This window comes from Vitreimonas sp. (assembly GCF_035627415.1).
GTDB lineage: Bacteria > Pseudomonadota > Alphaproteobacteria > Caulobacterales > Aquidulcibacteraceae > Vitreimonas.
On the sequence record NZ_DASPLU010000001.1, the window covers coordinates 1 to 25,878 of the forward strand.

The window sequence follows — 25,878 nt, forward strand, 5'->3', positions numbered from 1 at the left end:
GAGACGCCATCCGTCGATGGCGGGTTGCGTCGGAGCGGATACGGCCTGGTGTGAAGAGGCGCGTCCGCATTCCATCGTGCAGGAGGCGAGCCGCGGCGACGCGGCGTTCTACAACTCCTCCTCCCAAGCCGGGAAAAACGATCGGCGAACGGGGCGCGCGAAGCGCGCGGCGTTGGTTGGAGACAACCGGCGCATCCTAAAGAGACTACTCAGCGCGGATCGCGCGCCCCGCCTCCCATTGGGGGGATTGGGTTTTGGGGATTGGGAGCGGCGGCGCTGAACACGCGCGCGCTGAACGTTGTCGCGCGTCCCCAATCCCGAACACCCAATCCCCAATCCCGACTACGGCTTCAGCCGCGCATTCACCTGCTTCCGGAACGTCTCGCCATAGGGCGGGCGCATCATCGCAAGCAGTTCGCCGCTGATCTGACGATAGACCGCCTTCTCATGGCTGAACTCGAGGAAGCCGCGATGCCCGTGATAAGCGCCCATACCCGAAGGTCCGACGCCGCCGAATGGCAGATCGTCTTGGGTCACGTGGAAGATCACGTCGTTGATGGTGACGCCGCCCGAATGCGTGCGCGCGAGCAGCGCTTCGCTCTCGGCGCTGTCGTCGCCGAAATAATAGATCGCCAGCGGACGCGGCCGCGCATTGATCTCGGCGATGCTTTCCTCGACCGCGGTGTAGGTGCGGATCGGCAGCACCGGGCCGAAAATCTCCTCCTGCATCACGCCCATCTCGTCGGTCGCGCCGACGATCAAAGTGGGCGGAATCTTGCGGTGCTCCTGCTGGCTGAAGTCCTCGTTCGCCGGATTGATCTCGACGATCTCGGCGCCTTTCTGCTTCGCATCGCTGATCAAGCCGCGAATGCGATCGTAATGACGCTGATTGATGATCGCGGTGTAATCGCCGTTGTCTTTGATCGTCGGATACATCTTGGCGACGGCGTTCTTGGCTTCGTTGACGAAGCCGTCGACGTTTTCCTTCGGCGCCAGCACGTAATCCGGCGCAAGGCAGATCTGGCCGGCGTTCATGGTCTTGCCGGTCATCACCCGAGCGGCGGTCTTGGCCATATCGGCGCTGCGGCCTATCACGACCGGCGATTTGCCGCCGAGTTCGAGCGTCACCGGCGTCAGGTTGTCGGCGGCGGCGCGCATGACATGGCGGGCGACGTTGGTCGCACCCGTGAAGATGAGATGATCGAACGGAAGCCCGGCAAAGGCGGCGCCGACATCGGGTCCGCCGAGAATGACGGCGATCTCGTCTTCGTCGAAATAGAGATCGAGCGTCTGCGCCATCAGCGCCGAGGTCGCCGGCGTGAACTCGGACGGCTTCAGCATCACCCGATTGCCCGCCGCCAGCGCGCCGGCGATTGCGTCGAACGAGAGCTGCACCGGGAAATTCCACGGCGAGATGATCCCGACCACGCCCTTGGGCTGGTAGCGCACCTCGGCCCGCGCGCCGAACACGGCCAAAGCCGCCGGCGTCACCTTGCGCTTCTGCGGCTTCATCCAGGTTTCGAGATTGGCCCGTGCGCTTTTCAGCGGATTGATCGCCCCGGCGATATCCGTGAGCATCGTCATGTCGCGCGAGCGCGCGCCGAAATCGGCGTTCATTGCCTCAACGAAATCATCCTTGTGCGTCAGCAGCAGATCGATGCAACGCGTGAGCCGGTCGCGCCGGAGGCGCTGATCCGGCGGGCCCTTGGCGATGTTGGCGCGCTTCTGGATGTCGAGGATCGCCCGCATGCGGGCCTTGGCTTCCTCGATTTCAGGATCGACGGGCTTGTTCATGGGCGGCGCTCCCTGCATGGCGACGCCAGCTTAGCCCCTGACGCCCACGTAAGCGCAATTACCAAATTATTTCCGACCGGGCAGCCGAATTTACCACTCGTCCATATCCTCGCTCGTAGCGTCCAGATGAGGCCTCAAACGGAATCGCGGCGCGTGACCGAGCAAGAGACATTGATGAAGGGCCCTGGCGGCGAAGCGGTCGCGCAGGAGACGCTGGACTTGATGCGGCTCCATGGCGTGCCGCCGACCAGCGACAATTACGAGGTCTGGCTGGCCTATCGCCTCGGCCGCAACGCCGCGCTCCGGGAGGCGATCGACTCCCGTATAGCGGGCGGCGACAGCTTCACGTCCGAGTTCAATGCGCAAATTCACGAGCGATTCTTCACCGGGCTTGGCGCCTCGGCCCAGATTCTGCTGACCGGCGAGCAGATCGCCCGGGACCTGGGCCAGGTGCTCTCGCTCCTGAAGCAGACCGAAGAGAAGAGCGGCAGCTACGGCCGGACCCTGGAAAGCGCAGCGACCGATCTCAACAGCGGCCTCGGGCCCGATCAGATTCGCCAGGTGGTCTCCAGCCTCGCCGCGGCGACGCTCGATATGGCCAGCCACAACCAGCAACTGAACCAGCAGCTGCAGCGCTCTTCGCGCGAAATCGAAACGCTGCGGGCGAGCCTCGAATCGGTGCGCGTCGAATCGCTGACCGACAGCCTCACCGGTCTCGCCAATCGCCGCATGTTCGACGAGACGCTGCGCATGCGGATCGACGAAGCGCGGGCCCAGCGCACCGAAATCTGCCTGCTGCTTTGCGACATCGATCATTTCAAGCGCTTCAACGACACCTGGGGCCATCACACCGGCGACCAGATCCTGCGCTTCCTCGCCAGCGCGCTGCAGGCGCACGCCCGGCCCGACTTCCTGGTGGCGCGCCACGGCGGCGAGGAATTCGCCGTGATCATGCCGCGCGTGAACGCCCGCATCGCCGCGCAGACGGCCGAAGCGCTGCGCGCCGCGATCCAGGCCAAGCGTCTGCGCCGGCGCTCGACCAACGAAGACCTAGGACAAGTCACAGTGTCCGTAGGGATAGCGCGGCTACAGCCCGGCGATACGCCACAAGGCCTCGTCGAGCGCGCCGACGCCTGCCTCTACGCCTCCAAGCGCAACGGCCGCAATCAGGTGACGACCGACGCCACGCCCGTGCTTTACGTGGCGTAGCGCTCTCCCCAGGGAAATCTATCCTACAGCCCGCGAGCGCTGTTAAGCTCCGTCCCCGCAGCAGAGCGGAGATGGGCGATGGCGTACGGCAAGATCAGGTACGAACTTGCAGACGGCGTGGCACTGATCACTTTGGCCGATCCCGCGACGTTGAACGCGATCTCCGTCGAGATGACCGACGAGCTCACGGACGCGTTCACGCGCGCCAGCGCCGAAGCGCGCTGCGTCGTGCTCACCGGCGAAGGCCGCGGCTTCTCCTCCGGCGCCAACCTCGCTAGCGGCGCCCCCCCGCTCGATGCAGACGGCAAGCCCGACCTCGGCATGCGCCTGGAGCAAACGTTCAATCCTTTCGTCGGTCTGCTTCGCGATCTGCCGATTCCGTACGTCACCGCGGTGAACGGCGTCGCCGCCGGCATCGGCTGCTCGTTCGCGCTGCTCGGCGATCTGATCGTCGCCGGCGAAAGCGCCTATTTCCTCCAGGCCTTCCGTCGCATCGGCCTCGTTCCCGACGGCAGCGCCACCTATCACCTGCCGCGCATGATCGGCCGCGCCCGGGCCATGGAAATGATGCTGCTGGGCGACAAGATCCCCGCAAAGACCGCTCTGGAATGGGGCCTGGTCAACCGCTGCGTGTCCGACGCGGAGCTGTTGCCGGTCGCGAAAGCGCTCGCGACAGAGCTGGCGAACGGCCCCAAGGCGCTCGGCTTGATCCGCCGCCTGGCGTGGGCTTCGCTCGACAACAGCTGGGACGAGCAATTGCGCGCCGAGCGGCAGGCGCAGCGCGAGGCCGGCCTCTCCGAAGATTTCCGCGAAGGCGTGCAGGCTTTCTTCGCCAAGCGGCCGGCCAACTTCAAAGGGACTTAACCGCGACTTGCTAGCCTCTCCGCATGCAAGAGTTGGCGTGGCTGCTGGAGCCGATCCGCATCTGGCTGGAAGGCGGCACGTGGGCCGAGATCAAGGCGTCGCACGGCTTCCGATCGCTGGCCGTGCTCGCCGCCATCCTGCTTCCGTCGACACTGATCGTGCTCGGCATCGGCGGCATGTCCGATTGGCGCAGCACGCCGTTGGCTCGTTGGCTCGGCGTAGCGCAGGAAGACCCGGACACGGGCTGGGCCGAAAACGCGCGCGACCTCGACAAGGACGGCACGCCGGATTTCTAAGCCTTGCGCTTCCGCCTCGGTTTGGCGCCGGCTTTCGCCTTCGCCACCGCGAGCGCCTTGCGGCCCCAGCTTGCGGCTTCGTCGGCGTCGTCGAGCGCGGAGTCCGGCAAACGCCAATAGCCCATCTCGATCTTCTCGCCCGCACGCGGACCGTTCTCCGGCGTCCACACGAACGGCCCGCTGCCAGCCTCGCGCAGTTCCGCCTTCAGCGTGTCATCGGCCTTGAGATAGATCACGTCGTCGGCCAGCAGCAGGAACATCACGCCGTCGGCGTAACCGCCCGCCCCACCGAACATTCGCTTGATCTGCACCGGCGCGACGCCCTCGAACAGCTCGCGCACGAAATCGTGGAAGCTGTTTTCGGCCATCGATCAGCTTTCCAGCTTTGCCGGTTCGATGGTGACGCTCTCGCCGCAGCCGCAGGCGTCGGTCTGGTTCGGATTGCGGAAGACGAACCGCGAAGCGAGCCGCGTCGTCTCGTAGTCGATCACCGAACCCAGCAGGAACATCACGGCGTCCGCCTTCACCAGAATGCGCACGCCCTTGTCTTCCACCAGTTCGTCGAACGCCTCCGGCGCCTCGGCGTAGTCCAACGCGTATTCCATCCCCGCGCAGCCGCCATTGACCACGCCCACGCGCAAATAGGGCTTGCCGCCTTGGGTCATGATCTCTTGTACGCGCGCTGCGGCGGCGTCGGTGAGCGTCACGATCTTTGGTCTCGGTCGTCTGGTCATGTCAGAGCATATTCAGTTCGAGTTTGGCCTCATCGCTCATCCGCGCCGGCGTCCACGGCGGATCGAACACGAGGTTCACCTTGGCGCCTGTAACGCCCTTCACCTTCCGCGCCGCAGCCTCCACCCAGCCCGGCATCTCACCGGCCACCGGGCAGCCCGGCGCCGTCAGCGTCATCTCGAGATCGACGAAACCTTCATCGTTGATGTCGACTTTATAGATGAGACCCAGTTCGTAGATGTCGACCGGGATCTCCGGGTCGAACACGGTCTTGAACTGCATCACCAGATCGTCGGTGATGCGGTCGAGTTCCGATTGGCTCATCGCCGACTGCGGGGGAGAAACAGCGCCGTCCATGGTTCCTAGCTCAGAAGCTTCCTGGCCTTGTGCAAGGCCTCGATAAACACATCGACTTCATCGATCCGATTGTAGCAGCCGAAGCTGGCGCGCGCGGTGGCGGTGACGCCGAGCCGCTTCATCAGCGGCTGGGCGCAATGATGCCCCGCCCGCACGGCGACCCCCTGGCGGTCCAGGATCTGCGCCACATCATGCGGGTGCGCCCCCGCGACCGAAAACGCGATGATCGCGCCCTTGTCCGGCGCCTGGCCGTGCAGCTGCACCCAGTTGAGGCCGCGCAGCGCGTCCATGGCGTAGTCGCGGAGCGCCGCCTCATGCGTCTCGATCGCGCCGCGGTCCTGCGCCTCGTACCAGTCGATCGCGGCTTTGAGGCCGATCGCTTCGAGGATCGGCGGCGTGCCGGCTTCGAACCGATGCGGCGGTTCATTGTAGGTGACCCGGTCCTGCGCGACGATGTCGATCATCTCGCCCCCGCCTTCGAACGGCGGCAGCGCGGCGAGACGATCAGGCTTGCCGTACAGCACCCCGATGCCGGTAGGCCCGTAGAGCTTGTGGCCGGTAAAAGCGTAAAAATCGACGTCGAGCGCCGAGACATCGACGCGCATGTGCACCGCCGCCTGACAGCCGTCGAGCAGCACCGGCACGCCCTTGGCGTGTGCGAGCCGAACGACCTCAGCCGCCGGCGTCTTCGCCGCCAGCACGTTCGACATGTGCGTGAGCGCAACCATCTTCGTGCGCGGACCGATCAGCGCATCGAGCGCGGCAAGATCGATATTGCCGTCGTCGTCGACGTCGAGCCAACGCAGCACCGCGCCCTTGCGTTCGCGCAGCATGTGCCAGGGCACGATGTTGGCGTGGTGTTCCATGACGGAGACTACGATTTCGTCACCGGGCTGAACGTCGAGGCCGGCGGCTACGATATTGATCGCCTGCGTGCCGCCCTTGGTGAAGACGATGCTGTCGGGACTTGCTGCGCCGATATAGCGCGCCACCGTCTGCCGCGCGGCTTCGAACGCATCCGTCGTCTCGTTCGCCAAGGCGTGCAGTCCGCGATGCACATTGGCGTAGCTGCCGCGCATGGCTGCCGCCATCGCCTCGATCACGGCGTCCGGCTTCTGCGCGCTGGCGGCGTTGTCGAAATAGACCAGCGGCCGGCCATGAACGCTGCGCTGCAGTATCGGGAAATCGGCCCGGATCGCCTCGACATCGAATGGGCGCTTGATCAGGGGCGCGTTCATGCGGCGCCCCCGCTCAGCCAGGCGCGGATGCGCTGCGTCAGTTCGCTGTGCACGTCCTCAGGCAGCGAATTTGGAATCGCTTCAACCAGGAAGCTCTCGATCAGCAGCGCGCGCGCTTCGGCCTCCGGCACCCCGCGCGAGCGCATGTAGAAGAGCGCGCGCTCGTCCAGCCCGCCCGCCGTGTTGCCGTGTGCACATTGGACGTCATCGGCATGAATCATCAGTTCGGGCTTGGCGAAGATCTCGGCCCCTTCCTCCAGCAGCATGCCGTGATGGTACTGGCGCGCGTCCGTCTTCTGCGCGCCGCGCTCGACGACAATTTTGCCCTGAAACACGCCCCGCCCGCGCTTGCGGGCGACGCCCTTGATGAGCTGGCGCGTTTGACCGCCGACTTCGCGGTGATCGATCACCGAGGTGAGATCGGCGTGACGGCCGCCGTTGCAGAGATAGAGCCCGTTCAGCTCCACCTCCGCTTCTGCGCCTGCGACGTCGACATGGGTTTCGATTCTGGCAAGCTTGCCGCCTTCGGCCAGAACGAACTGGCGGAAACGTGCGCGCGGCGCGAGATGCACGCGGCAGATCGAGAGCGTCACCGCGTCCGCGCTCTGCATCACAACCCGCGTCAGCGACCCGCCTTCGGCGACGCCCCATTCGCTGGAACTGGCGAGGGTCGGCTCGCCGCGATCCAGGCGCTCGACCACAAAACGCTGTTCGCCCGCCGCCACCAAGCCCCGTTCGGTGCTCGGCGCGAGGCGCTCGATGATGTCGCGGCCGTCGCGCAGCAACGGCGCTTCATCGCCCAGCGCGGCGCGCAGGTCGGAGTACTTCCACGCCTCGACACGGCGGGTCGGAATAAGGGCGAGATCGCTCACGCCGCCCTCAGGTAGCGGTCATAACCCTCACGCTCGAGTTCGAGCGCGAGGTCCGGACCGCCGCTCGCCACGATGCGGCCGCGGGCCAGCACGTGTACACGGTCCGGCTTGATGTAATCGAGCAGCCGCTGATAGTGCGTGATCACCAGCATGGCGCGATCGGGCGCGCGCAAGGCGTTGACGTTTTCGGCGACGATCCGCAGCGCGTCGATGTCGAGACCGGAGTCCGTCTCGTCCAAGATGGCGAAGCGCGGCTGCAACACCGCCATCTGCAGCGCTTCGAATCGCTTCTTCTCGCCGCCGGAGAAGCCGACGTTCAGGGGCCGCTTCAGCATTTCCTGATCGATCTTCAGCGCGTCCGCCTTGCTCCGCAGCAGCTTCAGCAACTCCGGCGCCGGCATCGGCGGCTCGCCGCGGGCGGCGCGCTGGGCGTTCAGAGCGGCTTTCAAGAACGCGATCGCCGACAGGCCCGGAATTTCTACCGGATACTGAAACGAAAGGAACAAGCCCGCCACCGCGCGTTGCTCCGGCGCCAGCGCAAGGAGGTCGCTCCCCGCGAGCGTCGCCGAACCGCTGGTCACCTCATAGCCGTCACGGCCGCTCAGCGCGTAAGCGAGCGTCGACTTGCCGGACCCGTTGGGGCCCATGATGGCGTGCGTTTCGCCGGCGGGGACCGAGAGCGAAAGCCCCTTGATGATCTCGGCCTCGCCGACCGTAACGTGGAGGTCTTTGACTTCAAACACGCGAGTTCGCTTTCTTGTAATCGGCGACCGTGCGCGTCTTGTCGCCCTTTGCATTCGCAACCGTGATGAACCAGCCCGCGGACACGAACGCGGTGACGGCGAACACGACCGATCCCCACATCAGATCGCCGCTCGCGCCCATCCAGGCAAACGCGAAGCCGCCGATCAGCAATGTGAGGACGAACACGCCGGCCGCGACGAAGCCCTTCCAATGCACCGGCGCAAAGGCATTGCGCCGGTCGCCGACCGGAAAGCGCCGCGCGAACCAGTATTCGGGCCGCGCGCTCATCATGGGCAGAGCCCCGTCGTCCATTCGCCTGGCGTCGCGCCCCGCGCGCATTGCATGCGGCGATAGGCGTTGGTGGGATACCAGCCGTCCGGCTCGCGGCGGAATTCGACGCGCACGTGGCCGGCGGAAACGGAATCATCCGCCAGCCCGGTGCGAACGATGTCGGCGATCGCGCCGTCGCCTTCCTCGCGAACGGTTAAGTGCACGCTCGAGCCTTCGGTGACTTCCGGTCCGAGCAACGGATCGAGCGCTTCCATGACGCTCGGCGCCCCGAAGACACCGACTTCGCTGGGCTCGATCGCGGTGAAGAGATCGTTCGGCGCGCCCAGGAGAGAAGCGTCCACCGGCGGCAGCTCCTCGCGTTGCGCTTCGCCAGGGACGCCTTCGTCCTCGGGCGCCGTGATTGCGCTGCCGTCGTCTTGATCGCTCGGCTGGCCCTGGCCGCATGCCGCCAATGTCAGCGCCATCGCCAAAGCCGCGAGGCTGTTTCGCACCAGTCTCATCCCACACTCCCCTCGAGGCTCACTTCCAGCAGCTTTTGCGCTTCGACCGCGAACTCCATCGGCAGCTTCTGCAGCACTTCGCGAACGAAGCCGTTGACGAGCAGCGCGACGGCTTCCTCCTCCGGAATGCCGCGCGAGCGCAGATAGAAGAGCTGATCGTCCGATAGCTTCGTCGTCGTCGCTTCGTGTTCAAATTGAGCGTCCGGCGTGCGTGTTTCGACGTACGGAACGGTGTGCGCAGCGCACTGATCGCCGATCAACAGCGAGTCGCATTGGGTGAAGTTGCGGGCGCCTTTGGCCTTCGCGTGCGCCGAGACGAGGCCGCGATAGGCGTTCGACGAGCGGCCCGCTGAGATGCCCTTGGAGATGATGCGCGAGCGCGTGTTCTTGCCCAAGTGCACCATCTTGGTCCCGGTGTCGGCCTGCTGGCGGCCGTTGGTGACTGCGATCGAGTAGAACTCGCCGACGCTGTCGTCGCCGCGGAGGATGCAGCTCGGATACTTCCAGGTGATCGCCGAGCCGGTTTCGACCTGGGTCCAATTGATCTTCGAGCGCGGACCGCGGCAGTCGCCGCGCTTGGTCACGAAGTTGTAGATGCCGCCTTTGCCTTCAGCGTCGCCCGGCCACCAATTCTGGACCGTCGAATACTTGATCTCGGCGTCTTCGAGGGCAACCAGTTCGACGACGGCCGCGTGCAGCTGGTTCTCGTCCCGCATCGGCGCGGTGCAGCCTTCGAGATAGGAGACGTAAGCGCCCTTGTCGGCAATGATCAAAGTGCGCTCGAATTGCCCCGTGCCTTCCGCGTTCATGCGGAAATAGGTCGACAGCTCCATCGGGCAGCGCACGCCAGGCGGCACGTAGACGAACGAGCCGTCCGAGAAGACGGCGCTGTTCAAAGTGGCGAAGAAGTTGTCCGAGGTCGGCACCACCGAACCCAGGTACTGCTTCACCAGCTCCCCGTGCTCGCGGATCGCCTCGCTCATCGAGCAGAAGATGACGCCGGCCTTGGCCAATTCTTCCTTGAACGTCGTCACCACCGAGACGCTGTCGAACACGGCGTCGACCGCCACTTTCGGCGCACCTTCGACGCCGAGCAGCACTTCCTGCTCGCGCAGCGGGATGCCGAGTTTCTTGTAGGTCTCCAAGATCTCGGGATCGACGTCGTCGAGGCTCTTGTACTTCGCCCCGCTTTTCGGGGCCGCGTAGTAGCGCGCGGACTGATAGTCGATCGGCGGATAGTTCACGAGCGCCCAGGTCGGCTCGTCCATCGTAAGCCAGCGGCGGAACGCTTCCAGCCGCCAGGTGAGCATCCAATCCGGCTCACCCTTCTTAGCGGAGATGTATCGCACGATCTCTTCGTTCAGCCCCGGCGGCGCGAGCTCCTGTTCGAGTTCGGTGACGAAACCGTGCTTGTACTTCTCCGCTTCCAGCGCGCGCGCAGCGGCGACCGTTTGCTTGTCGATGGTATCCTTCACAGCGCTCGTCATGCCGCCGCTCCTTGCAGCGACCGGCGCGCAGCGATCTTGTTCAGCGCCAGCAGCACTTCGTCGACGTCCGTTTCCTTTGATTCATGACCGAAGCTCACGCGTAGGGCGCCCTTGGCCAAATCCGGCCCGACACCCATGGCTGCGAGCACGCGGCTCAACCGCACCTTGCCTGAAGAGCAGGCGGCGCCGGAACTGATCGCTACGCCCTCCAGATCCATGGCGATCACTGCGGTTTCGGCATTGAGGCCAATCAAAGCGAAGTTCGACGTGTTCGGCAGGCGCAGTGCGCCGGCGCCGAATACGACGCTCTCGCCCGGCAGGCCGGCCTCGAAGCGGTCGCGCAGCGCACGCACGCGCGCCGCTTCCGCAGCCATGTCTTGCAGCGCCCATTCCACGGCGACGGCGAAGCCGACGATGGCCGCGCCGTTCTCGGTGCCTGGCCGACGGCCGCGTTCCTGCCCGCCGCCGAAGCGGGTTGTCACGAACGGCGCGCCAGGGGCGAGAACGAGTGCGCCCGCGCCCGCCGGGCCGCCGAGCTTGTGGCTGGAAACGACGAGATAGGTGGCGTCGAGATCGCCGACGCTGACCGGGATGCGGCCGAACGCCTGGGCGGCATCGACGAGCAGCAGCGCGCCGTGCTCGCGGCAGAGCGCGGCGACGCGCGCAATCGGCTGAATGACACCCGTCTCATTGTTGGCCAGCTGCAGCGCCAGCAGCGCCGGCTTGGGCGCCTCCGCCAACAACGCGGTCAATTCATCGAGCTTGATCACGCCGTTTTCATCTGCCGGCGCGATATGGTCGGCATTGAGCGCACGTTTGGCGTGCTCGTACACAGCGTCATGTTCGACAGCGGAGACGATCAACGACGCCGCGCCGGAGCTCGTCAGCGCTAGTTGCAGCGCCTCCGAGGCGCCGCCGGTGAAGACGATGTTCTCGGCCTGAGCCTCCAGCGCGGCTGCGATCTTCTCCCGCGCATCCTCGATCATCGCCCGCATGCGGCGGCCGAATGCATGCACGGACGAGGCGTTGCCGCCGAGCGCCAGCGCGCGCGACATCGCCACCGCCGCTTCCGCTCGGATCGGCGCGCCGGCATTGTAGTCGCAATAGATCGGCGTCTTCGTCATCAATCCTATTCCGCAGCGACGCGCGCGCTGCCGTCAAAACGCTGCTCCAGCACGTCCGCCAACGAGACCGAGGCCAGAAAGACCTGAATGCGATCGCCCATCTCCTGCCAGAGGCCGTGGGCGATGCATCGGCCGCTGCGGCCGAGGCAGCTCTTCATCGAGCCTTCCTCGCAGCGTGTGGCTTTGATCGGCTCGTTCACGGCGGCGATGATCTCCGCCACGGTGATGGAATCGGAACCGCGGGCGAGACGGTAGCCGCCTCCTGGTCCGCGGACGCCCGCGACCAGACCAGCTCGACGCATGCGCGCAAAAAGCTGCTCCAGATAGGAGAGCGAAATCTCCTGGCGCCGCGCCACTTCCTGCAGCGGTACGGCCCGCGCGTCGCCTCCATGCAGCGCAAGATCCGCCATCGCCATGACTGCATAACGGCCTTTCGAGGTTAAACGCATGCCGATCCCTTCCCGCGCCCTCGCACGCCCCCAAAATCATGCTAGAAGCCGCCCCCTTCGGGGGCAGGCGATCCTAGCTGTCAGCTAGGATACCCGAGTGTTTTGGTCAAGAATTAGCGGCCGACGATAATCAGGCCGGCTGGGGTCGCATTGAATGGCAGAAGTGATTTTCCCGGGCGCGGCGGGACGCGTCGAGGGCCGGTACCAGGAGCCGTCGCGGGAAGGCGCGCCGATCGCGCTCATCCTGCACGGCCATCCCCGCGCCGGCGGCTCGATGCAGGATCGGGTGACGGTGCAGCTTTACAAGCTGTTCGCGGATAAAGGCTTCGGCGTCCTGCGCTTCAACTTCCGCGGCATTGGCCGCAGCCAAGGCGTGTTCGACAACGGCATGGGCGAATTGTCGGACGCCGCCTCGGCGCTCGATTACCTGCAGAGCATGAATCCCAACGCCGAGCAGTGCTGGGTGGGGGGCTATTCGTTCGGCGCCTGGATCGGACTGCAATTGCTGATGCGCCGCCCGGAGATCGACGGCTTCATCGCCGTCGCCCCGCCGGCGAACCACTACGACCTCTCGTTCCTCGCGCCGTGCCCTGCGTCGGGCGTCATTATTTACGGCACCCGCGATAGCGTGACGACGGCGCAGGATATGGAGCGCGTGATCAGCCGCATCCGCACGCAGAAGAACATCAAGGTCGACAGCGCCCCGATCGAAGGCGCCGATCACTTCTTCCGCGGCCGCGATCCGGGCGAAGATCATCTCGCCGACGTGGAGCGGCTGTCGCGCGAATACCTCGAGCGGCGCCTCGCGGCGCCGCCGAGGCCGCCGACCTCTAAGCGCTGATTACTCGCCGCTGCGCAGGAACGCCGGCTTTGGCCCGTGGGAGAACCCCTCCGGGCCAGATTCCTCGCGCTCTTGGCGCGGCTGACGCTCACGGCGCGGCTCGCGAGCTTCCCGCGGTTCACGCTGTTCGCGGGGCTCTTCGCTCCGCTCGCGGCGGAACTCGCCTTCGCCGCGTTCTCGGCGCTCGGCCCGCTGCTCGTCGCCGCCTTCACGTCCTTCGCCGCCTTCGCGCTCGCCCTCTGGGCGGAAGCGGTTGCGGCGGCCTCGGCGGCGCCGGCCTTCGCCTTCGCCGCGATCGAATTGCTGCTGTTGACCTTGCGGGAAATCGACGTCCGGCTGTTCGCCACTTTCGGCGGCGACGGCTTCGCCACGCTCGGCGGTTTCGCTCTCGTGCGCACCCTCCTCATCGCCCTCGAAGTCCTGCTCGCCGGCGAAACGGTCTGCTTGAGGCGGCGGGGCCGCCGGCTGCATTTGCCGCACCAGACGGAAATAGTGGTCGGCGTGCTGGAGATAGTTCTCGCTCAGCACCCGGTCGCCTGACGAGGCGGCGTCGCGCGCGAGCTGCAGATAGCGCTCGTGAATGTGCGCAGCCGGGCCCCGCACTTTGGTGTCCGGGCCGCTGCTCTCCATGGTCCGGTTCGGATTGTTGCCGTGCTGATGGCCGCCGCCACCACCACCGCCGCCGCCCGGCCTACGGCCGCGGCCACGTTGACGCTTCATGGAATGTCCACCGTGCATTCTGTGGTCCTGTGAGGTCCGCCTGAAGGGGGCGCCCGAAGGTGCCCGCGCCCTGCGCCTTGATTTCAAAAAGCCTAGTTGCTTTGCCAACTCGCCCGTTCGTCGGGCCGTTAGAGCCGGCGCCTGCGCCGCGTTCCTGTCCTGACCTCGTGCTGAGGAAGCCGCGGCGGCGTTCGGAGCGCGCCTGCCATGGAACCAATGCCGGTTCAGCCCCTTGAACCCGTCGGCCTTCGATTCCGATAAAGAACGTAATGCGCCCTGCGACCCAATCCAAGGGTTTTTTCAGAGCCGGCGCTCATGCCGCACGGCGGCCGGCGACGACCCGGGCGATGCCGGCGAGATCGAGCCGCGGCGTCTCTGTGGCGAGCCCCCCGGCCTGGGCCAGCGCCTGAACCGCGTCCGCCTGTCCTCTTCCAACTTCAAAGGCAAATGCCCCGTAGGGAGCCAGCAAGCGCGGCAGCGCGGCAATGATGATGCGGTAGGCGTCGAGACCGTCAGCGCCGCCATCGAGCGCCGGTCGCGGCTCGAAACGAGCGACTTCGGGTTCCAGGCCTTCGATGTCGGCCGTCGGTATGTACGGCGGATTTGAAACCACCAAATCGAACGTATGCGCGAGCCCTTCGCACCAGTTCGCGGAACGCAGTTCGAGGCGGTCGGCGAAGCCCAATTTCTCGGCGTTGCGCTTCGCCACTGCGAGCGCGGCGTCGCTGATGTCGACCCCCACGCCGGTGGCGAACGGGCGCTCGGCCAGGATCGCGAGTAGGATCGCGCCCGAACCGACGCCGAGATCGAGGACGCGGGCGCGTTTATCCTTCGGCAAAATCTCCAGCGCCGTCTCGACCAGCAACTCGGTTTCCGGCCGCGGCGAGAGCACGTCGGCGTTGACCTCGAGATCGAGCGTCCAGAACGCCTTGCGGCCGAGAATGTGGCCGATGGGCTCGCGGTCGAGGCGCCGCAGCGCGAGCGCTTCGACGGCGGCCACTTGCGCATCGCTCAGCGAGCGCCGCGGATCAGTCACGATGTCGAGCCGCTGAACCCCGGCGCCAGCTTCGAGCAAGAGCCGCGCGTCAATCACGGGCGTATCGACGCCGGCGGCTTCGAGCCGTTTGCGCAGATCCGTCCACAGCGAGACGAGCGTCGTCACGCCTCCTCCTCCAGCGCCGCCAGCTTGCGCGCCTGATCCTCCGCGGCGAGCGCGTCGAGGATTGGTTCGAGGCCCGAGCCGTCGATCACTTCGGGCAGATTGTAAACGGTGAGATTGATCCGGTGGTCGGTCACCCGGCCTTGCGGGAAGTTGTAGGTGCGGATGCGCTCGCTGCGGTCGCCCGAGCCGATCTGGCCTTTGCGTTCGGCCGCGCGCGCCGCATCGCGTTTTTCGCGCTCCAGATCGTAAAGCTTCGCCTTCAGCACGTTCATCGCCTGCACCCGGTTCTGGTGTTGCGACTTGAGCTGGCTGACGACGACGATGCCGCTCGGCACGTGGGTGATGCGCACGGCGCTGTCGGTTTTGTTGACGTGTTGTCCGCCCGCGCCGGACGCGCGCATCGTGTCGATACGGATGTCCTTGTCATCGATCACGACGTCCACATCGCCCTCCGGTTGCGGCAGCACGGCCACCGTGGCGGCGGAGGTGTGGATGCGCCCGCCCGCTTCCGTTTCCGGCACCCGCTGCACGCGGTGAACGCCGCTCTCGAACCGCAAGCGGCCGAACACGCCCTTGCCGCTGACGCTGGCGACGGCTTCTTTCACGCCGCCAATGCCGGTCTCGGAAATGTCTTCGAGCTCAAAGCGCCAGCCGCGGCGGCTGGCGTAACGCTGATACATGCGCAAGAGGTCGCCGGCGAACAGAGCCGCTTCCTCGCCGCCTGTGCCGGCGCGCACTTCGATAATGGCGGAGGCGCTCTCGTCCTTGTCCTTCGGCGCGAGCAGCAGGAGGGCGGCGCGCTCCAGCTCCGGCAGCGCGTCCTTGGCGGCCTTGAGCTCTTCCTCGGCGAGCGCCGCCATCTCCCGGTCGCCATCGCCATCGCGCAGCATGGCTTCAAGGCTCGCGATCTCAGCGCGCTTCACGTTAAGCGCGGCGACGGCGTCGACCAGCGGCTTGAGTTCGGCGTGCTCCTGCCCGAGGCGCACGATCTCTGCGCCGTCGGTGGCGGCGGCGAGGCGCGCCTCCACGCGCTCATAACGATCGACCGCCTGCGAGAGGCGGCGTTCGAGCCTTGCGAGATCGGACATCTACTTCACTGCACTTCGGTGAAGATTTCCGACTCCACCGCGGAAATCTGCGGCTCGGCGAAGGCAATCTGCGAATCCGCCTGACGCGTATACGGCACGATGACTTCGACCGCGCTGCCGTTGGCCGCTTCGATATGAAAGCAGAGCGCCGCCGCGTCGTCGCTGCGGGCGCGGCCGTCGAACACGAGGCCCGCTGCGATCAAGCCGTTCTCTTCCTCGTCCTTGCGGAAACCGGCGATGAGGCCGGAGATGTGATCGGTCGGCGCCGAACGCTCGATCGGCAGATCGACATTGGTGTGAATCTGTTCACCGGTCTTGCGGATGCCGGCGCCGAACGGCGCGAACGACGCCCCATCGAGCAGCGCCCGATGAGCGGTGTCGAACAGGTATTCGTACGTGTCCTGCAGGTGCCGCTGCAGCATCCTCAGCCCTTCGCCGTCTCGCGGGTGTCGCGAAGCGTCCGCGCCCGGTCTTCCACCAGTTCTACGATATGATCGATCATGGCGGCGTTGTCGACCTTGTGGTCAGCCTTGCCCGCTACGTACACCATGCCGGCGCCCTTGCCGCCGCCGGTGAAGCCGAGATCGGTCATCAACGCTTCGCCGGGGCCATTCACGACGCAACCGATAATCGAAAGCGTGATCGGCTCGGCGATGTGGGCGACGCGCTTTTCCAGTTCGTCGACCGTCTGGATGACGTTGAAGCCCTGCCGCGCGCACGAGGGACACGCGATGATGGTCACACCCCGTTGGCGCAGACCGAGCGACTTCAGCAAGTCGTTGCCGACCTTGACCTCTTCGACGGGGTCTGCGGCCAAAGAGACGCGGATCGTGTCACCGATCCCGGCCCACAGCAGCGAACCCATCGCGATCGAAGACTTCACCGTGCCCGTCCGCAACGCGCCGGCCTCGGTGACGCCAAGGTGGAGCGGCGCCTCGGTTGCGTCCGCCAGGGCGTGGTACGCCGCCGCCGTCAAAAACACGTCCGAGGCCTTCACGCTGATCTTGTAGTGGCGGAAGTCGTGGTCTTCGAGCAAAGCCGCGTGATAGAGCGCGCTCTCCACCATCGCCTCAGGACACGGCTCGCCGTATTTTTCCAACAAATGCTGTTCGAGCGAACCGGCGTTGACGCCGATGCGGATCGAGCAGCCATGATCCTTGGCGGCCTGCACCACTTCCCTCACGCGCTGCGCGTTGCCGATATTGCCGGGATTGATGCGCAGGCACGCGGCGCCCCCTGCGGCGGCTTCGATGGCGCGGCGATAGTGAAAATGGATGTCGGCGACGAGCGGGACCTTCGCCGCCCGCGCGATCTGCGCGAACGCCTTCGTCGAATCCTCGTCCGGACACGAGACCCGCACGATGTCGGCGCCGGCCTCTTCCAGTTGGCGGATCTGCTCGATGGTGGCGGCGGCGTCCGCCGTCACCGTATTGGTCATGGATTGCACCGCGATCGGCGCATCGCCGCCGATCTCGACCGAGCCCACGCGAATCTTGCGCGACTTTCGCCGCTCGACCCGGCGCCAGGGCCGGATGTGGTGAAGATCGCCTGCGGCGCCGTCCATAGGGGCAGTTCCTTTCGACCCCCGAGATAGCGCGTCGCCGCCGCCGCTAACAGGGCCGCAAGCTGCGGCGTTAGGTGCGTGGGCCGCCCAGGTCCGCCTGCGCCATCGGCCGGATCTCGTCGATCGAGCGGCCAAGCACGGGCATCCCGACCGTTCCCAGCGGACCCGCCGGAGTTCCGTTCACGAACAGCTCGAACGCGCCGCCGTCGCGCGCGTGCAGCGTCCAACCTGGGCTGGGATCGGGACGGTAAACGTCGCCCGCGCGCAACGTGCGCGAAAGGAACACGGTGCCGTCCGGGCCGCGCGCCTCCAGCCACGCATCCGTGACGGCTCGAATCTCGACTACGCGCTGCTCGGTCGGGCTCATTATGGCCGGGGGCGCCGGCACAGCGGTTCCGCCGGCCACCGGCGCCTCTACGGTGCGCACCGGCTCGTTTTGGCTGAGCGCCCGCCAGCCCACAAAACTGGCGGCCAGCAACACCAAAACCGCCGCCGCCATCCAGGGACGCTCACGATGGGGCTTCGAAGATGGGCTGCGAATCTGCTTCTGCACGTCCTCGCGGCTCAGCGCAGACTCGGTCTGGAACTGCTCCACGATCTGCTTTTCGTCGATGCCGAGTTCGCGCGCGTACGAGCGCAAGAATGCGAGCGCGTAAGCTTTCCCCGGCAGCAGCTTGACGTTCATCTCCTCGAGGGCCTCGAGGAACTCCCTGCGCACGCGAATGCGCTCCGCCACCTCATCGAGGCTCAGACCGAGCTGGCTGCGAGCTTCCGAGAGCTTCCGCCCCGCCCGCCAAGCGGGGTCCAACACCGGGACAGCACGCGGCGCGGCTTGATCACGCTGCGCGAGCGCGGCGTCCTCAGTCGGCGGATCGGTGGGCGCGGGTTGCAACATCGGCCGGCCGGTCCCTCCTAGAGACCATTCGTTAAGAAAGGCAAATTTTCAGCCACGGAACTAGCCTATTCTCGAATCGCATGTGGCTCAACGCACGGCGAACGCCCTTTACAGCATGTAACTGCGTTCGTGCGCGAAAGCTGTGAGTTCGGCGCGGATGGAGTCGCCGTTTCCTTTGAGCATGCCGTCCAGCGCCTGCGCCGCGTCGCCGGCGTGAAGCGAGAGGATCAGCCGCTTGACCGCGCCGATGCCGGACGCTGGCATCGACAACCGGCGATAACCAAGCGCGGCGAACGCCATCGCCTCGAGCGTGCGCCCGGCCGCTTCGCCGCAGATGGAGATTTGCAGGCCTGCTGCGTCAGCGTCTTCGCGGATGCGCCGCAGAAAGCGCAGCGCCGGCGCGCTCAAGATGTCGTAGCGATCGGAGACGCGCTGGTTGCCGCGGTCAGCAGCGAAAAAATACTGCATCAGGTCATTGGTGCCGACGGAGAGGAAATCGGCGCGGCCTTTCAAATCCGGGATCGACCAGGCGAGCGCCGGCGCTTCGACCATGACGCCGACCTCGACACGCGCGGGCGCGGTTCGCCCATGCTTGCGGCACCATTCCAGCTCGCGGTCCACCAACGCCCGCGCCGCGTCGAACTCCGCCACCGTCGTCACCAGCGGGAACATCACGCGCAATTGTCGTCCGGCTGCGGCGCTGATCAGCGCGCGCAATTGGTAGCGCAGCAGAACAGGGCGATCGAGGCCAATCCGGACTGCGCGCCAACCAAGCGCCGGGTTTTCTTCGCGCTCCGCCGCCACGTAAGGGAGCACTTTATCCCCGCCGAGATCGAGCGTTCGGAACGTGACCGGCCGCTCGCCCGCCGTCTCCAGCACATCGCGGTAGAGCAACGTTTGACTTTCGAGCCGCGGCAGCGTCTCCGACACCATGAACTGAAACTCGGTGCGGAAGAGCCCTATGCCCTCAGCGCCGGCCTCGTCGAGATGGTGGACGTCGAGAGCGAGACCGGCATTCAGGAGCAGAGTCATCCGCTCGCCGTCGCGCGTGACCGCCGGCGTATCCCTGAGGCGCGCGAACTCCGCGGCGCGGGCCGAACGGAGGCTGATGCGCTGGCGGTAGGTCGAAACCACTTGCGGCTCCGGCCGCAGGCGGAGCTCGCCCCGTTCGCCATCGAGCACGACAGCGTCGCCCGCCTCGACGCGGGAAAGCAAGCCCGGCAGCAGACCGACCATCGGTACGCCAAGAGCGCGCGCGACGATTGCGGCGTGGCTGGTGTTCGCGCCCTCCTCCAGCGCCACGCCCCGTAACCGCTCGGCCCCATAATCGAGCAGCTCGGCCGGGCCGAGTTCACGCGCGATCAGGATCGCGTCGTCGGGCATGACCTGCTTGGCGGCGCCGCCGTCCACGCCGGCGAGGGCGCGCAGCAGCCGGTTGTCCAGATCTTCCAGATCATGCAGCCGCTCGCGCAGGTATGGATCGCGTGTGGCGTTGAACTTCGCCCGGTGTTCGCCGCGGATGCGCTCGACGGCGGCGTCGGCGGAGAGGCCGGCGCGGACCCCATGCTTCAGCTTGATCTCCCAGCTCGGGTCGTCCGCCAACATGCGAAAGGTCTCGAGCACCTCGCGCGAGACGCCCGAGATGCGGCCGGGGTCGCCCTCAATCATCTCCGACAGAGATTGGCGCACCTGCGCTAAAGCCGCATCTAGGCGTTGCTCCTCGCGAACCGGATCGTCGGCGATCACCCGTCCGAGCGGGGCGTGCGGCTCGTGCAGAACCGCGGTGCCGATCGCGAGACCGTCGGAAAAAGCCTTGCCGATCAGCAGTTCCGGCCGACTGGCGCGGGCTTCGACCTCGGCCAGCCCCGAGAGATCGCCGAAGGCGCCGGAGGCGACCATCTCCGCCAGCACCATGGCGATAGTCTGCAGCGCCTCGACTTCGTCCTCGCCGTAGACGCGCGAGACGCGGTTTTGCACCACGAGCACGCCGAAGGTCCGCTCCGAGCGAACGATTGGGACGCCGAGGAACGACATGTACGGGTCTTCGCCCGTCTCCGGCCGGTAAGCGAAGCGCTCGTGGTGCGGCGCGTCGGCGATGTTGAGCGGCTGCGCCGTCTCGGCAACGAGGCCGACAAGACCTTCGCCGTGCCTCAAACGGGTGCGGTGGACGGCGGAGGGATCGAGGCCCTGCGTCGCGAACAATTCGTGGAAGACGCCGCGCGTCAGATAAATCGAGCAGACGTCCGCCACCATCGTCGCGGCGACCATGGCGACGAGCCGGTCCAGACGCTGCTGCGCCTCGCCGCCCGTCTCCATGATCTCCCGCAGCTTGCGCAGGAGAATCCGGGATCCGCCGATGTTGGCCGGACCTGCCATCGCCCGTCAGCGTCCTCCATCGCGACGCGCCTTCTTAGGCTGCGTCCAGACCATAAGCCGTGTGCAGCGCCCGCACCGCAAGCTCGGTGTAGGCCGCGTCGATCAGCACCGAGATTTTGATCTCCGAAGTGGCGATCGCCTCGATATTGATGCCCTTTTGCGCAAGCGCTGCGAACATCGTCCGCGCCACGCCGACCTGGCTGCGCATGCCGATGCCTATGACGGAAACTTTGGCCACATCGCGGCGGATATGGATCTCCTCCACGCCGATTTTCTCGCGCGCGGCCTCGATCGTTTCGGCGGCGCGCGGGGCGTCGCGTTCCGGGCAGGTGAAAACGATGTTCTGGCGGCCCTCCTGGCGCGCTTCGCTCTGGACAATCATGTCGACATTAACGTTGGCGTCAGCGAGACGGCCGAAGATGTCGGCGGCGACGCCGGGATGGTCCTCGACGCCCAGCAGCGTGACCTTCGCCTCGTCGCGCGAATAGGCGACGCCGGAAACGACTTGCTTTTCCACGATCTCATCCTCGGGACATACGAGCGTGCCGGTGTTCGGCGTTCCCGGCTCGACGAAACTTGAGAGCACGCGCACGGGCACGCGTTTGGCGAAGGCGAGTTCGACCGAGCGCGTCTGCAGCACCTTGGCGCCGAGCGAGGCCATTTCGAGCATTTCTTCGTAAGAGATTTTCTCGAGCCGGCGCGCCTTGGCGACGATGCGCGGATCGGTCGTGTAGACGCCGTCCACGTCCGTGTAGATGTCGCATCGCTCTGCTTTCAGCGCGGCGGCAAGCGCCACGGCGGAGGTGTCCGAACCGCCGCGGCCGAGGGTGGTGATGCGGCTGTCTTCCGTAACGCCCTGGAAGCCTGGAACCACAGCGACCACGCCGGAATCGATCGAAGCGCCGATGTCGCCTTCGCTGATGTCGCCAATGCGCGCCTTGGCGTGCGCGGCGTCGGTCCGGATCGGAATCTGCCAATTTTGCCAAGAGCGCGCCGGCACGCCGAGCCGGCGCAAAGCCAGCGCCAGCAGGCCGGTCGTCACCTGCTCGCCGGAGGAGACTACGACATCGTATTCGTCGTCGAATTCGCGGCCGCTGAGCGGCGCGCTGTTGCCGCCCTCGCCTGCGGCGCCGCGCGCAAGGCCAACCAGCCGATCCGTCTCGCCGGCCATGGCCGAGACCACGACGGCGAGCCCGCGTCCCGCCTTCCGCTCGGCCGCCACCAGACGCGCAACGCGGGCGATGCGGTCCACGTCGCCCACGGACGTGCCACCAAACTTCATCACCAAACGAGACATGAAATGCGCGCCAACGGATTGCTGCAGCCGCGAAACGGCAGGCAGCGCCGCCCCGCCGGCGGCCCTTAGCACGCTCCGCCGCGACGCGATACCAGCTTGACCCTTTAGCTTGTCTTGACGATCTCAGAGCCGATGTCCGACACCACGCTCGATCCCGCAGAGGTCGCGAAATTCAACGCGCTGGCGGCCGAATGGTGGAATCCGAAGGGGCCGTTCGGCGCGCTGCATCGGCTCAACCCCATCCGGCTTCAGTTCATCCGCGACTTCGCGCTGCGTCATTTCGGAACCAAATCGGCGCGCCCGCTGGCCGGTCTCGACGCGCTCGATCTCGGCTGCGGCGGCGGTCTGGTGAGCGCGCCGCTGGTCCGGATGGGCGCAAGGCTCACGGCGATCGACGCGGCGCCGGACGCCATCGGCGCGGCGCGCGCCTATGCGGCGGATGCGGGTCTCGACATCGCCTTCGAGCAGAACACCGCCGAAGCGCTCGTGAAGCGCGGCCGCACGTTCGATCTCGTGACGGCACTTGAGATCGTCGAGCATGTCGCCGACGTGAGCGCCTTCCTTTCGGCCGCCGCCGCGCTCGTGAAGCCCGGCGGCGCCCTCATCCTGTCGACGATCAACAGAACACAGAAAGCGCGCGCGCTGGCGATCGTCGGCGCAGAACGCATCCTCAAGTGGGCGCCGGAAGGCGCGCATGATTTCGAGAAGCTCGTGACCCCGGAAGAAATCCGCGCCGGCGCGCCCGCGCTGAACTGGGAGGAGCCTGTGGGGATCAGTTACGCGCCGCTGGGCGCGGGCTGGACGCTCAGCCGCGACATCTCAATGAATTACTTGATCGTGGGCGTCCGGCCAGTAGCCCGCTAGCGGATCGTCGAAGGACTCGAGCGCGACGATGCGGCCGCCGTCCATCAAGTCGCGGATCTGAAAGCCGCCGGCTTGGTGCGCCAGCTTCATCTTTTCGCTGTTCAGACGAGCCTGCAGCTCGACGCGGTCGAGATCGCCTTCGATCTCGCCCGACTGACAGACCGAGTATTCGTCCGTCGTTTCGATCAGGTACTCGATGCGATAGCGCATGGCGGCCTCCTGCCTGCGTGTTTTCGCATGCGCACGCGATGCTTGCCTCTGCCGAAGAGCTAGTTCTCTTGGCCTAGGAACCGTTCTTTTATCCCGGCCGCCGCGCCGACGCGACTGTTGCGCGGGGTTCCACGACCAAGGTCATGAAACCCGCGCGCTCAAGACGAAATTCGTCCCGGCCGCGTTCAGCGCCGCGAAGGATGATAGCGATCGCGCAGCAGCGTCTGGCGGGAGACGAGCGGCTGCTCCACGCCTTCGATGAACACCGCGTCGGGCGCGCTCGTGACCTGCAGCGGATCGCCGTCCCAGATCACGACGTCGGCCCGGTAGTTGCGCTCCAACCGGCCCACTTGCGAGCCGGCCCCGAAGATCTCGGCGGGGGTCCGGGAGACGGCGGCGAACGCCGAGTCCCAATCCATCCCATTGGCCACGGCGTTGCCCGCGAGCTGCAGTACAAGCCGGGCTTGATGGGCGTCCACCGTTCCCGGGGCCGGTGCGATCGCCACCGTGACGCCAGCACGATCGAGGATCGCGGCGTTGTCGAGACGCGCCGACAGCCGCTCGAACCGGTCCGGCAGGTTCGACAGCGGATCGACGATCACCGGGATGTCGGCCCGCGCCAGTTCGTCCGCGACTTGCCAGGCTTCGGCGCCGCCATGAATAGCGAAACGAAGGCCCGGATTGTCGCGCTTGAACCGGATCAAACGGCGGATGTCGGCGGCGCTTTCGATGTGGACGAGGAAAAGCCCCTGTCCGCGCGCGAACGGCTGCAGCGCGGCAGCATCGAGTTCGCTCAGCACCGCGCCGCCCTGGCCGCTACGATAGCGGCTCGGGTATTCGCGCGCATCCCGGAGCGCCGCCTCGAACGCCGGCCACAGCGCCGCGCGCGAACCGCCGACGCGGTTGGCGCCGGTTTCACCGAGTTCGACCACCATGAACGCGTTCGGGCGGAAGAGGCTGTCCGGGGCGCCGCTCATCGAAACAAGCGCGCCGCGCCCGCCGAAGATCGTGTCCGTGCTCGACGGCGCGATCGCCGCGCGGGTGACGCCTTCCATGCGCGTAACCGCCACTGCCGTGACCGCCGGATTGAAAGCTTGGGCCGCATCCGCCGCGGCGGAGATGTCCTCATTGTCCAGATCGGCGTCGTTCGGTGCGCCGGAGCCCGAAATCTCCGACAGGCCGATCTCGCTCATGGCGGCGAACGCGCCCGGCGTGACGTAACGGCCGTTCGCCTCGACAATGCGCGCGCCGTTGGGCGCGCTTATGTTCGCGCCGACCGCGCTGACGCGGCCGTCCACGATCAGCACGTCACCGCCCTCGATGGTCCCGGCCGAACCGTTCGTCACGACGCGGCCGTCACGGATAAGGACAGTCTCGGCGGCGGCGGGCGACGCCAGCGCCGCGGCCATCAGGAGTGCAGACAAGATTCTCATTGCATGCTCCCCCGGTAGGCCTGACCGAGTTCGAAGTCAGACGGACGATCGTTGATCTGACCGCGCTCGTAGACGAGCGCGCCATCCATGTAGACGCGCTCGGCGACAGCGTAGCTCGAGAGCGGATCAGCCGACCACACGACGACGTCGGCGCGGCGGCCCGGCTCCAGCGTTCCGGTTTCATCGTCGATCCGCAACGCGCGCGCGGGATTGCGCGAGAGCCACGTCCACGCTTCGGCGCGCGTGATCTCCAATCCGGCGCGGCGGCCGTCGGCAAGCGCTTTCGCCGCTTCCTGGTTCAGACGCTGGATGCCGACTTCGCTGTCGGAGTGAACGACGGCGCAGCCGCCGCCCGCATGCACGAACGGAATGTTCTCGCGGATGCCGTCATAGGCTTCGATCTTGAAACCCCACCAATCGGCCCAAATGGCCGCGCAGATATCGTTCTCCACCAGAAGATCAGTGATCTTGTAGGCCTCGACGGCGTGATGGAACGCCGCGATCTCGAAATCGAACTCGCGCGAAATCTCGATCGCGTTGGCCATTTCATCGGCCCGGTAGCAGTGCCATTGCAGAATGATGTCGCCGTTGAGGACGCCGGCGAGCGTCTCCAGCTCGAGATCGCGATCCGGCGGATCGCCTTCACCGTTTTCCGAAGCTTCGAGGCGTCGGGCGTAACGCTGCGCGTTCGCCCAGGCTTGGCGATAGCCGGCGACATTGCCCATGCCGGTCGCCGGCGAGCTGTTGCGGCCGCCATAGACGCGCGCGGGATTTTCGCCGCACGCCATTTTCAACGATTGCGGCGCGTCCGGAAACTTCATCTCTTGAACTGTGCGCGCGCCGAGCACCGGGCGCAGCGTCACGCCGCGGCCGCCGAACAGGTTCGCTGAGCCCGGCAAGACGTGCAGCGTCGTGATGCCGCCGGCGACAGCGCGTTGAAAGCCAGGATCCTGCGGCCAAACTGAATGCTCGACCCAGACTTCGGCCGTGTTCGGCTGCGTTGCCTCGTTGCCGTCTGACGTCGCCTGGATGCCGGGCGAGGGATAGGCGCCGAGGTGAGAATGGGCGTCGATGATGCCAGGCGTCACGAAACGCCCGGTCGCATCGACAACGGTCGCGCCTTCGGCCGAGAGATTCGCGCCGACAGCGACGATGCGGCCGTCGCGCATCAGCACGTCGGCGTTGGCGAGCTCGGCCCCGTTGCCGTCGAACACGGTGGCGTTGCGCAGCAGGGTCGGGGTGGACTGCTGCGGCGCGTAGGTGGAGGCGAACGGCGCGCGCTCGTCAGCGGCCTCCTCTTCCGTCTCCGGCGCGCTGGCGCAAGCGGCCAGGGCAAGCCCCGCGGCCAACGCGATGACAGGGTGCAATCTCGAACGCATAAGCCCTCCCCCTTTGAGGCGCCGTCATCAGAGAGAAAAGTGCGCGTCGGGACAAGGCCTTGCACGCGTTTCGGGAGAATCCTGCGACGAAA

General features: G+C 66.4%; 29 protein-coding genes. 6 read left to right on the forward strand and 23 right to left on the reverse strand.

The genetic code is table 11. The features are described 5' to 3' along the window. Window positions 1-280: hypothetical protein (locus VEA80_RS00005; protein WP_325058623.1), on the forward strand; the 280-nt coding region annotated here is incomplete at its 5' end. Window positions 281-342: 62 nt separating this feature from the next. On the opposite strand, the gene VEA80_RS00010 is transcribed toward VEA80_RS00005, so the two are convergent. After that, window positions 343-1,794, reverse strand: a complete 1,452-nt coding sequence (locus VEA80_RS00010) for a coniferyl aldehyde dehydrogenase (protein WP_325058624.1) — start codon at window positions 1,792-1,794, stop codon at window positions 343-345. A gap of 153 nt (window positions 1,795-1,947) precedes the next feature. Here VEA80_RS00010 and VEA80_RS00015 point away from each other — a divergent pair, with 153 nt between their 5' ends. From VEA80_RS00015 to VEA80_RS00025, 3 genes are all read left to right on the forward strand, one after another. After that, a complete protein-coding gene (locus VEA80_RS00015; protein WP_325058625.1) occupies window positions 1,948-3,003 on the forward strand; it encodes a GGDEF domain-containing protein in 1,056 nt (351 codons plus the stop codon). A 78-nt stretch (window positions 3,004-3,081) separates the two neighbouring features. Next, a complete protein-coding gene (locus tag VEA80_RS00020; RefSeq protein WP_325058626.1) occupies window positions 3,082-3,867 on the forward strand; it encodes an enoyl-CoA hydratase/isomerase in 786 nt (261 codons plus the stop codon). A 23-nt stretch (window positions 3,868-3,890) separates the two neighbouring features. Continuing rightward, on the forward strand, window positions 3,891-4,163 hold the full coding sequence (locus tag VEA80_RS00025; RefSeq protein WP_325058627.1) for a hypothetical protein: 273 nt from the start codon (window positions 3,891-3,893) through the stop codon (window positions 4,161-4,163). Here the strand turns inward: VEA80_RS00025 and VEA80_RS00030 are convergent. Genes VEA80_RS00030 through VEA80_RS00080 form a run of 11 tightly spaced genes read right to left on the reverse strand, consistent with a single transcriptional unit; the run spans window position 4,160 to window position 11,957 of the window. Next, window positions 4,160-4,531, reverse strand: a complete 372-nt coding sequence (locus VEA80_RS00030; protein ID WP_325058628.1) for a TfoX/Sxy family protein — start codon at window positions 4,529-4,531, stop codon at window positions 4,160-4,162. The two genes, VEA80_RS00025 and VEA80_RS00030, sit on opposite strands and share 4 nt — an antisense overlap. A gap of 3 nt (window positions 4,532-4,534) precedes the next feature. Further along, window positions 4,535-4,897, reverse strand: coding sequence for an iron-sulfur cluster assembly accessory protein (locus tag VEA80_RS00035; protein WP_325058629.1), 363 nt, complete (start codon window positions 4,895-4,897; stop codon window positions 4,535-4,537). A gap of 1 nt (window position 4,898) precedes the next feature. Then, window positions 4,899-5,252 carry an SUF system Fe-S cluster assembly protein gene (locus VEA80_RS00040; protein ID WP_325058630.1) on the reverse strand — a complete coding sequence of 118 codons (354 nt, stop codon included), beginning with the start codon at window positions 5,250-5,252 and terminating at the stop codon, window positions 4,899-4,901. A gap of 5 nt (window positions 5,253-5,257) precedes the next feature. Beyond that, window positions 5,258-6,490, reverse strand: a complete 1,233-nt coding sequence (locus VEA80_RS00045) for a cysteine desulfurase (protein ID WP_325058631.1) — start codon at window positions 6,488-6,490, stop codon at window positions 5,258-5,260. Beyond that, the gene (locus VEA80_RS00050; protein WP_325058632.1) at window positions 6,487-7,362 is read right to left on the reverse strand and encodes a SufD family Fe-S cluster assembly protein; all 876 of its coding nucleotides are present in this window, start codon (window positions 7,360-7,362) and stop codon (window positions 6,487-6,489) included. The genes VEA80_RS00045 and VEA80_RS00050 overlap by 4 nt, the downstream gene beginning before the upstream one ends. After that, window positions 7,359-8,105, reverse strand: coding sequence for a Fe-S cluster assembly ATPase SufC (sufC, locus tag VEA80_RS00055; protein ID WP_325058633.1), 747 nt, complete (start codon window positions 8,103-8,105; stop codon window positions 7,359-7,361). The genes VEA80_RS00050 and sufC overlap by 4 nt, the downstream gene beginning before the upstream one ends. Continuing rightward, on the reverse strand, window positions 8,098-8,397 hold the full coding sequence (locus VEA80_RS00060; RefSeq protein ID WP_325058634.1) for a hypothetical protein: 300 nt from the start codon (window positions 8,395-8,397) through the stop codon (window positions 8,098-8,100). The genes sufC and VEA80_RS00060 overlap by 8 nt, the downstream gene beginning before the upstream one ends. Continuing rightward, complete coding sequence (locus VEA80_RS00065; RefSeq protein WP_325058635.1) at window positions 8,394-8,897, reverse strand: hypothetical protein; 504 nt, start codon at window positions 8,895-8,897, stop codon at window positions 8,394-8,396. Before VEA80_RS00065 ends, VEA80_RS00060 begins: the two co-directional genes overlap by 4 nt. Further along, on the reverse strand, window positions 8,894-10,384 hold the full coding sequence (gene sufB / locus VEA80_RS00070) for a Fe-S cluster assembly protein SufB (RefSeq protein ID WP_325058636.1): 1,491 nt from the start codon (window positions 10,382-10,384) through the stop codon (window positions 8,894-8,896). Before sufB ends, VEA80_RS00065 begins: the two co-directional genes overlap by 4 nt. Beyond that, on the reverse strand, window positions 10,381-11,508 hold the full coding sequence (locus VEA80_RS00075) for a cysteine desulfurase family protein (RefSeq protein ID WP_325058637.1): 1,128 nt from the start codon (window positions 11,506-11,508) through the stop codon (window positions 10,381-10,383). The genes sufB and VEA80_RS00075 overlap by 4 nt, the downstream gene beginning before the upstream one ends. A gap of 5 nt (window positions 11,509-11,513) precedes the next feature. Beyond that, window positions 11,514-11,957: an Rrf2 family transcriptional regulator gene (locus tag VEA80_RS00080; protein ID WP_325058638.1), complete on the reverse strand. Its 444-nt coding sequence runs from the start codon at window positions 11,955-11,957 to the stop codon at window positions 11,514-11,516. A 154-nt stretch (window positions 11,958-12,111) separates the two neighbouring features. Here VEA80_RS00080 and VEA80_RS00085 point away from each other — a divergent pair, with 154 nt between their 5' ends. Next, complete coding sequence (locus tag VEA80_RS00085; RefSeq protein WP_325058639.1) at window positions 12,112-12,798, forward strand: alpha/beta hydrolase; 687 nt, start codon at window positions 12,112-12,114, stop codon at window positions 12,796-12,798. Here VEA80_RS00085 and VEA80_RS00090 read toward each other — a convergent pair whose 3' ends face one another. The 8 genes from VEA80_RS00090 to VEA80_RS00125 form a co-directional block, all read right to left on the reverse strand. Continuing rightward, a complete protein-coding gene (locus VEA80_RS00090; protein WP_325058640.1) occupies window positions 12,799-13,518 on the reverse strand; it encodes a DUF4167 domain-containing protein in 720 nt (239 codons plus the stop codon). Window positions 13,519-13,831: 313 nt separating this feature from the next. Beyond that, entirely contained in the window at window positions 13,832-14,680 is an 849-nt protein-coding gene (prmC, locus tag VEA80_RS00095) for a peptide chain release factor N(5)-glutamine methyltransferase (RefSeq protein ID WP_325058641.1), read from the reverse strand. Continuing rightward, the gene (prfA, locus tag VEA80_RS00100) at window positions 14,677-15,768 is read right to left on the reverse strand and encodes a peptide chain release factor 1 (protein ID WP_325058642.1); all 1,092 of its coding nucleotides are present in this window, start codon (window positions 15,766-15,768) and stop codon (window positions 14,677-14,679) included. The genes prmC and prfA overlap by 4 nt, the downstream gene beginning before the upstream one ends. A gap of 5 nt (window positions 15,769-15,773) precedes the next feature. Further along, window positions 15,774-16,190 carry a hypothetical protein gene (locus VEA80_RS00105; protein WP_325058643.1) on the reverse strand — a complete coding sequence of 139 codons (417 nt, stop codon included), beginning with the start codon at window positions 16,188-16,190 and terminating at the stop codon, window positions 15,774-15,776. A gap of 2 nt (window positions 16,191-16,192) precedes the next feature. After that, complete coding sequence (ispG, locus tag VEA80_RS00110) at window positions 16,193-17,332, reverse strand: flavodoxin-dependent (E)-4-hydroxy-3-methylbut-2-enyl-diphosphate synthase (RefSeq protein WP_325058644.1); 1,140 nt, start codon at window positions 17,330-17,332, stop codon at window positions 16,193-16,195. Window positions 17,333-17,402: 70 nt separating this feature from the next. Continuing rightward, window positions 17,403-18,227, reverse strand: a complete 825-nt coding sequence (locus VEA80_RS00115; protein WP_325058645.1) for a helix-turn-helix domain-containing protein — start codon at window positions 18,225-18,227, stop codon at window positions 17,403-17,405. Window positions 18,228-18,335: 108 nt separating this feature from the next. Further along, entirely contained in the window at window positions 18,336-20,603 is a 2,268-nt protein-coding gene (ptsP, locus tag VEA80_RS00120) for a phosphoenolpyruvate--protein phosphotransferase (protein ID WP_325058646.1), read from the reverse strand. Between the two features lie 34 nt (window positions 20,604-20,637). Further along, window positions 20,638-21,900: an aspartate kinase gene (locus tag VEA80_RS00125; RefSeq protein WP_325058647.1), complete on the reverse strand. Its 1,263-nt coding sequence runs from the start codon at window positions 21,898-21,900 to the stop codon at window positions 20,638-20,640. Between the two features lie 132 nt (window positions 21,901-22,032). Between VEA80_RS00125 and ubiG the strand changes: the two genes are divergently transcribed. Continuing rightward, window positions 22,033-22,764, forward strand: a complete 732-nt coding sequence (gene ubiG, locus VEA80_RS00130) for a bifunctional 2-polyprenyl-6-hydroxyphenol methylase/3-demethylubiquinol 3-O-methyltransferase UbiG (protein WP_325058648.1) — start codon at window positions 22,033-22,035, stop codon at window positions 22,762-22,764. Here ubiG and VEA80_RS00135 read toward each other — a convergent pair. From VEA80_RS00135 to VEA80_RS00145, 3 genes are all read right to left on the reverse strand, one after another. Further along, the gene (locus VEA80_RS00135; protein ID WP_325058649.1) at window positions 22,720-22,974 is read right to left on the reverse strand and encodes a hypothetical protein; all 255 of its coding nucleotides are present in this window, start codon (window positions 22,972-22,974) and stop codon (window positions 22,720-22,722) included. The genes ubiG and VEA80_RS00135 overlap by 45 nt on opposite strands. 185 nt (window positions 22,975-23,159) lie before the next feature. Next, window positions 23,160-24,407: an amidohydrolase family protein gene (locus VEA80_RS00140; RefSeq protein ID WP_325058650.1), complete on the reverse strand. Its 1,248-nt coding sequence runs from the start codon at window positions 24,405-24,407 to the stop codon at window positions 23,160-23,162. Further along, entirely contained in the window at window positions 24,404-25,786 is a 1,383-nt protein-coding gene (locus tag VEA80_RS00145) for an amidohydrolase (RefSeq protein WP_325058651.1), read from the reverse strand. The genes VEA80_RS00140 and VEA80_RS00145 overlap by 4 nt, the downstream gene beginning before the upstream one ends. Window positions 25,787-25,878 lie beyond the last annotated feature (92 nt).

Excerpts from the sequence above, each read along its gene's own strand:
- VEA80_RS00010 (WP_325058624.1), bottom strand. The coding sequence starts at position 1,794 with ATGAACAAGCCCGTCGATCCTGAAATCGAGGAAGCCAAGGCCCGCATG.
- VEA80_RS00020 (WP_325058626.1), top strand. The coding sequence starts at position 3,082 with ATGGCGTACGGCAAGATCAGGTACGAACTTGCAGACGGCGTGGCACTG.
- VEA80_RS00025 (WP_325058627.1), top strand. The coding sequence starts at position 3,891 with ATGCAAGAGTTGGCGTGGCTGCTGGAGCCGATCCGCATCTGGCTGGAA.
- VEA80_RS00030 (WP_325058628.1), bottom strand. The coding sequence starts at position 4,531 with ATGGCCGAAAACAGCTTCCACGATTTCGTGCGCGAGCTGTTCGAGGGC.
- VEA80_RS00035 (WP_325058629.1), bottom strand. The coding sequence starts at position 4,897 with ATGACCAGACGACCGAGACCAAAGATCGTGACGCTCACCGACGCCGCC.
- VEA80_RS00040 (WP_325058630.1), bottom strand. The coding sequence starts at position 5,252 with ATGGACGGCGCTGTTTCTCCCCCGCAGTCGGCGATGAGCCAATCGGAA.
- VEA80_RS00045 (WP_325058631.1), bottom strand. The coding sequence starts at position 6,490 with ATGAACGCGCCCCTGATCAAGCGCCCATTCGATGTCGAGGCGATCCGG.
- VEA80_RS00060 (WP_325058634.1), bottom strand. The coding sequence starts at position 8,397 with ATGATGAGCGCGCGGCCCGAATACTGGTTCGCGCGGCGCTTTCCGGTC.
- VEA80_RS00065 (WP_325058635.1), bottom strand. The coding sequence starts at position 8,897 with ATGAGACTGGTGCGAAACAGCCTCGCGGCTTTGGCGATGGCGCTGACA.
- sufB (WP_325058636.1), bottom strand. The coding sequence starts at position 10,384 with ATGACGAGCGCTGTGAAGGATACCATCGACAAGCAAACGGTCGCCGCT.
- VEA80_RS00075 (WP_325058637.1), bottom strand. The coding sequence starts at position 11,508 with ATGACGAAGACGCCGATCTATTGCGACTACAATGCCGGCGCGCCGATC.
- VEA80_RS00080 (WP_325058638.1), bottom strand. The coding sequence starts at position 11,957 with ATGCGTTTAACCTCGAAAGGCCGTTATGCAGTCATGGCGATGGCGGAT.
- VEA80_RS00085 (WP_325058639.1), top strand. The coding sequence starts at position 12,112 with ATGGCAGAAGTGATTTTCCCGGGCGCGGCGGGACGCGTCGAGGGCCGG.
- VEA80_RS00090 (WP_325058640.1), bottom strand. The coding sequence starts at position 13,518 with ATGAAGCGTCAACGTGGCCGCGGCCGTAGGCCGGGCGGCGGCGGTGGT.
- prfA (WP_325058642.1), bottom strand. The coding sequence starts at position 15,768 with ATGTCCGATCTCGCAAGGCTCGAACGCCGCCTCTCGCAGGCGGTCGAT.
- VEA80_RS00105 (WP_325058643.1), bottom strand. The coding sequence starts at position 16,190 with ATGCTGCAGCGGCACCTGCAGGACACGTACGAATACCTGTTCGACACC.
- ispG (WP_325058644.1), bottom strand. The coding sequence starts at position 17,332 with ATGGACGGCGCCGCAGGCGATCTTCACCACATCCGGCCCTGGCGCCGG.
- VEA80_RS00115 (WP_325058645.1), bottom strand. The coding sequence starts at position 18,227 with ATGTTGCAACCCGCGCCCACCGATCCGCCGACTGAGGACGCCGCGCTC.
- ptsP (WP_325058646.1), bottom strand. The coding sequence starts at position 20,603 with ATGGCAGGTCCGGCCAACATCGGCGGATCCCGGATTCTCCTGCGCAAG.
- VEA80_RS00125 (WP_325058647.1), bottom strand. The coding sequence starts at position 21,900 with ATGTCTCGTTTGGTGATGAAGTTTGGTGGCACGTCCGTGGGCGACGTG.
- ubiG (WP_325058648.1), top strand. The coding sequence starts at position 22,033 with ATGTCCGACACCACGCTCGATCCCGCAGAGGTCGCGAAATTCAACGCG.
- VEA80_RS00135 (WP_325058649.1), bottom strand. The coding sequence starts at position 22,974 with ATGCGCTATCGCATCGAGTACCTGATCGAAACGACGGACGAATACTCG.
- VEA80_RS00140 (WP_325058650.1), bottom strand. The coding sequence starts at position 24,407 with ATGAGAATCTTGTCTGCACTCCTGATGGCCGCGGCGCTGGCGTCGCCC.
- VEA80_RS00145 (WP_325058651.1), bottom strand. The coding sequence starts at position 25,786 with ATGCGTTCGAGATTGCACCCTGTCATCGCGTTGGCCGCGGGGCTTGCC.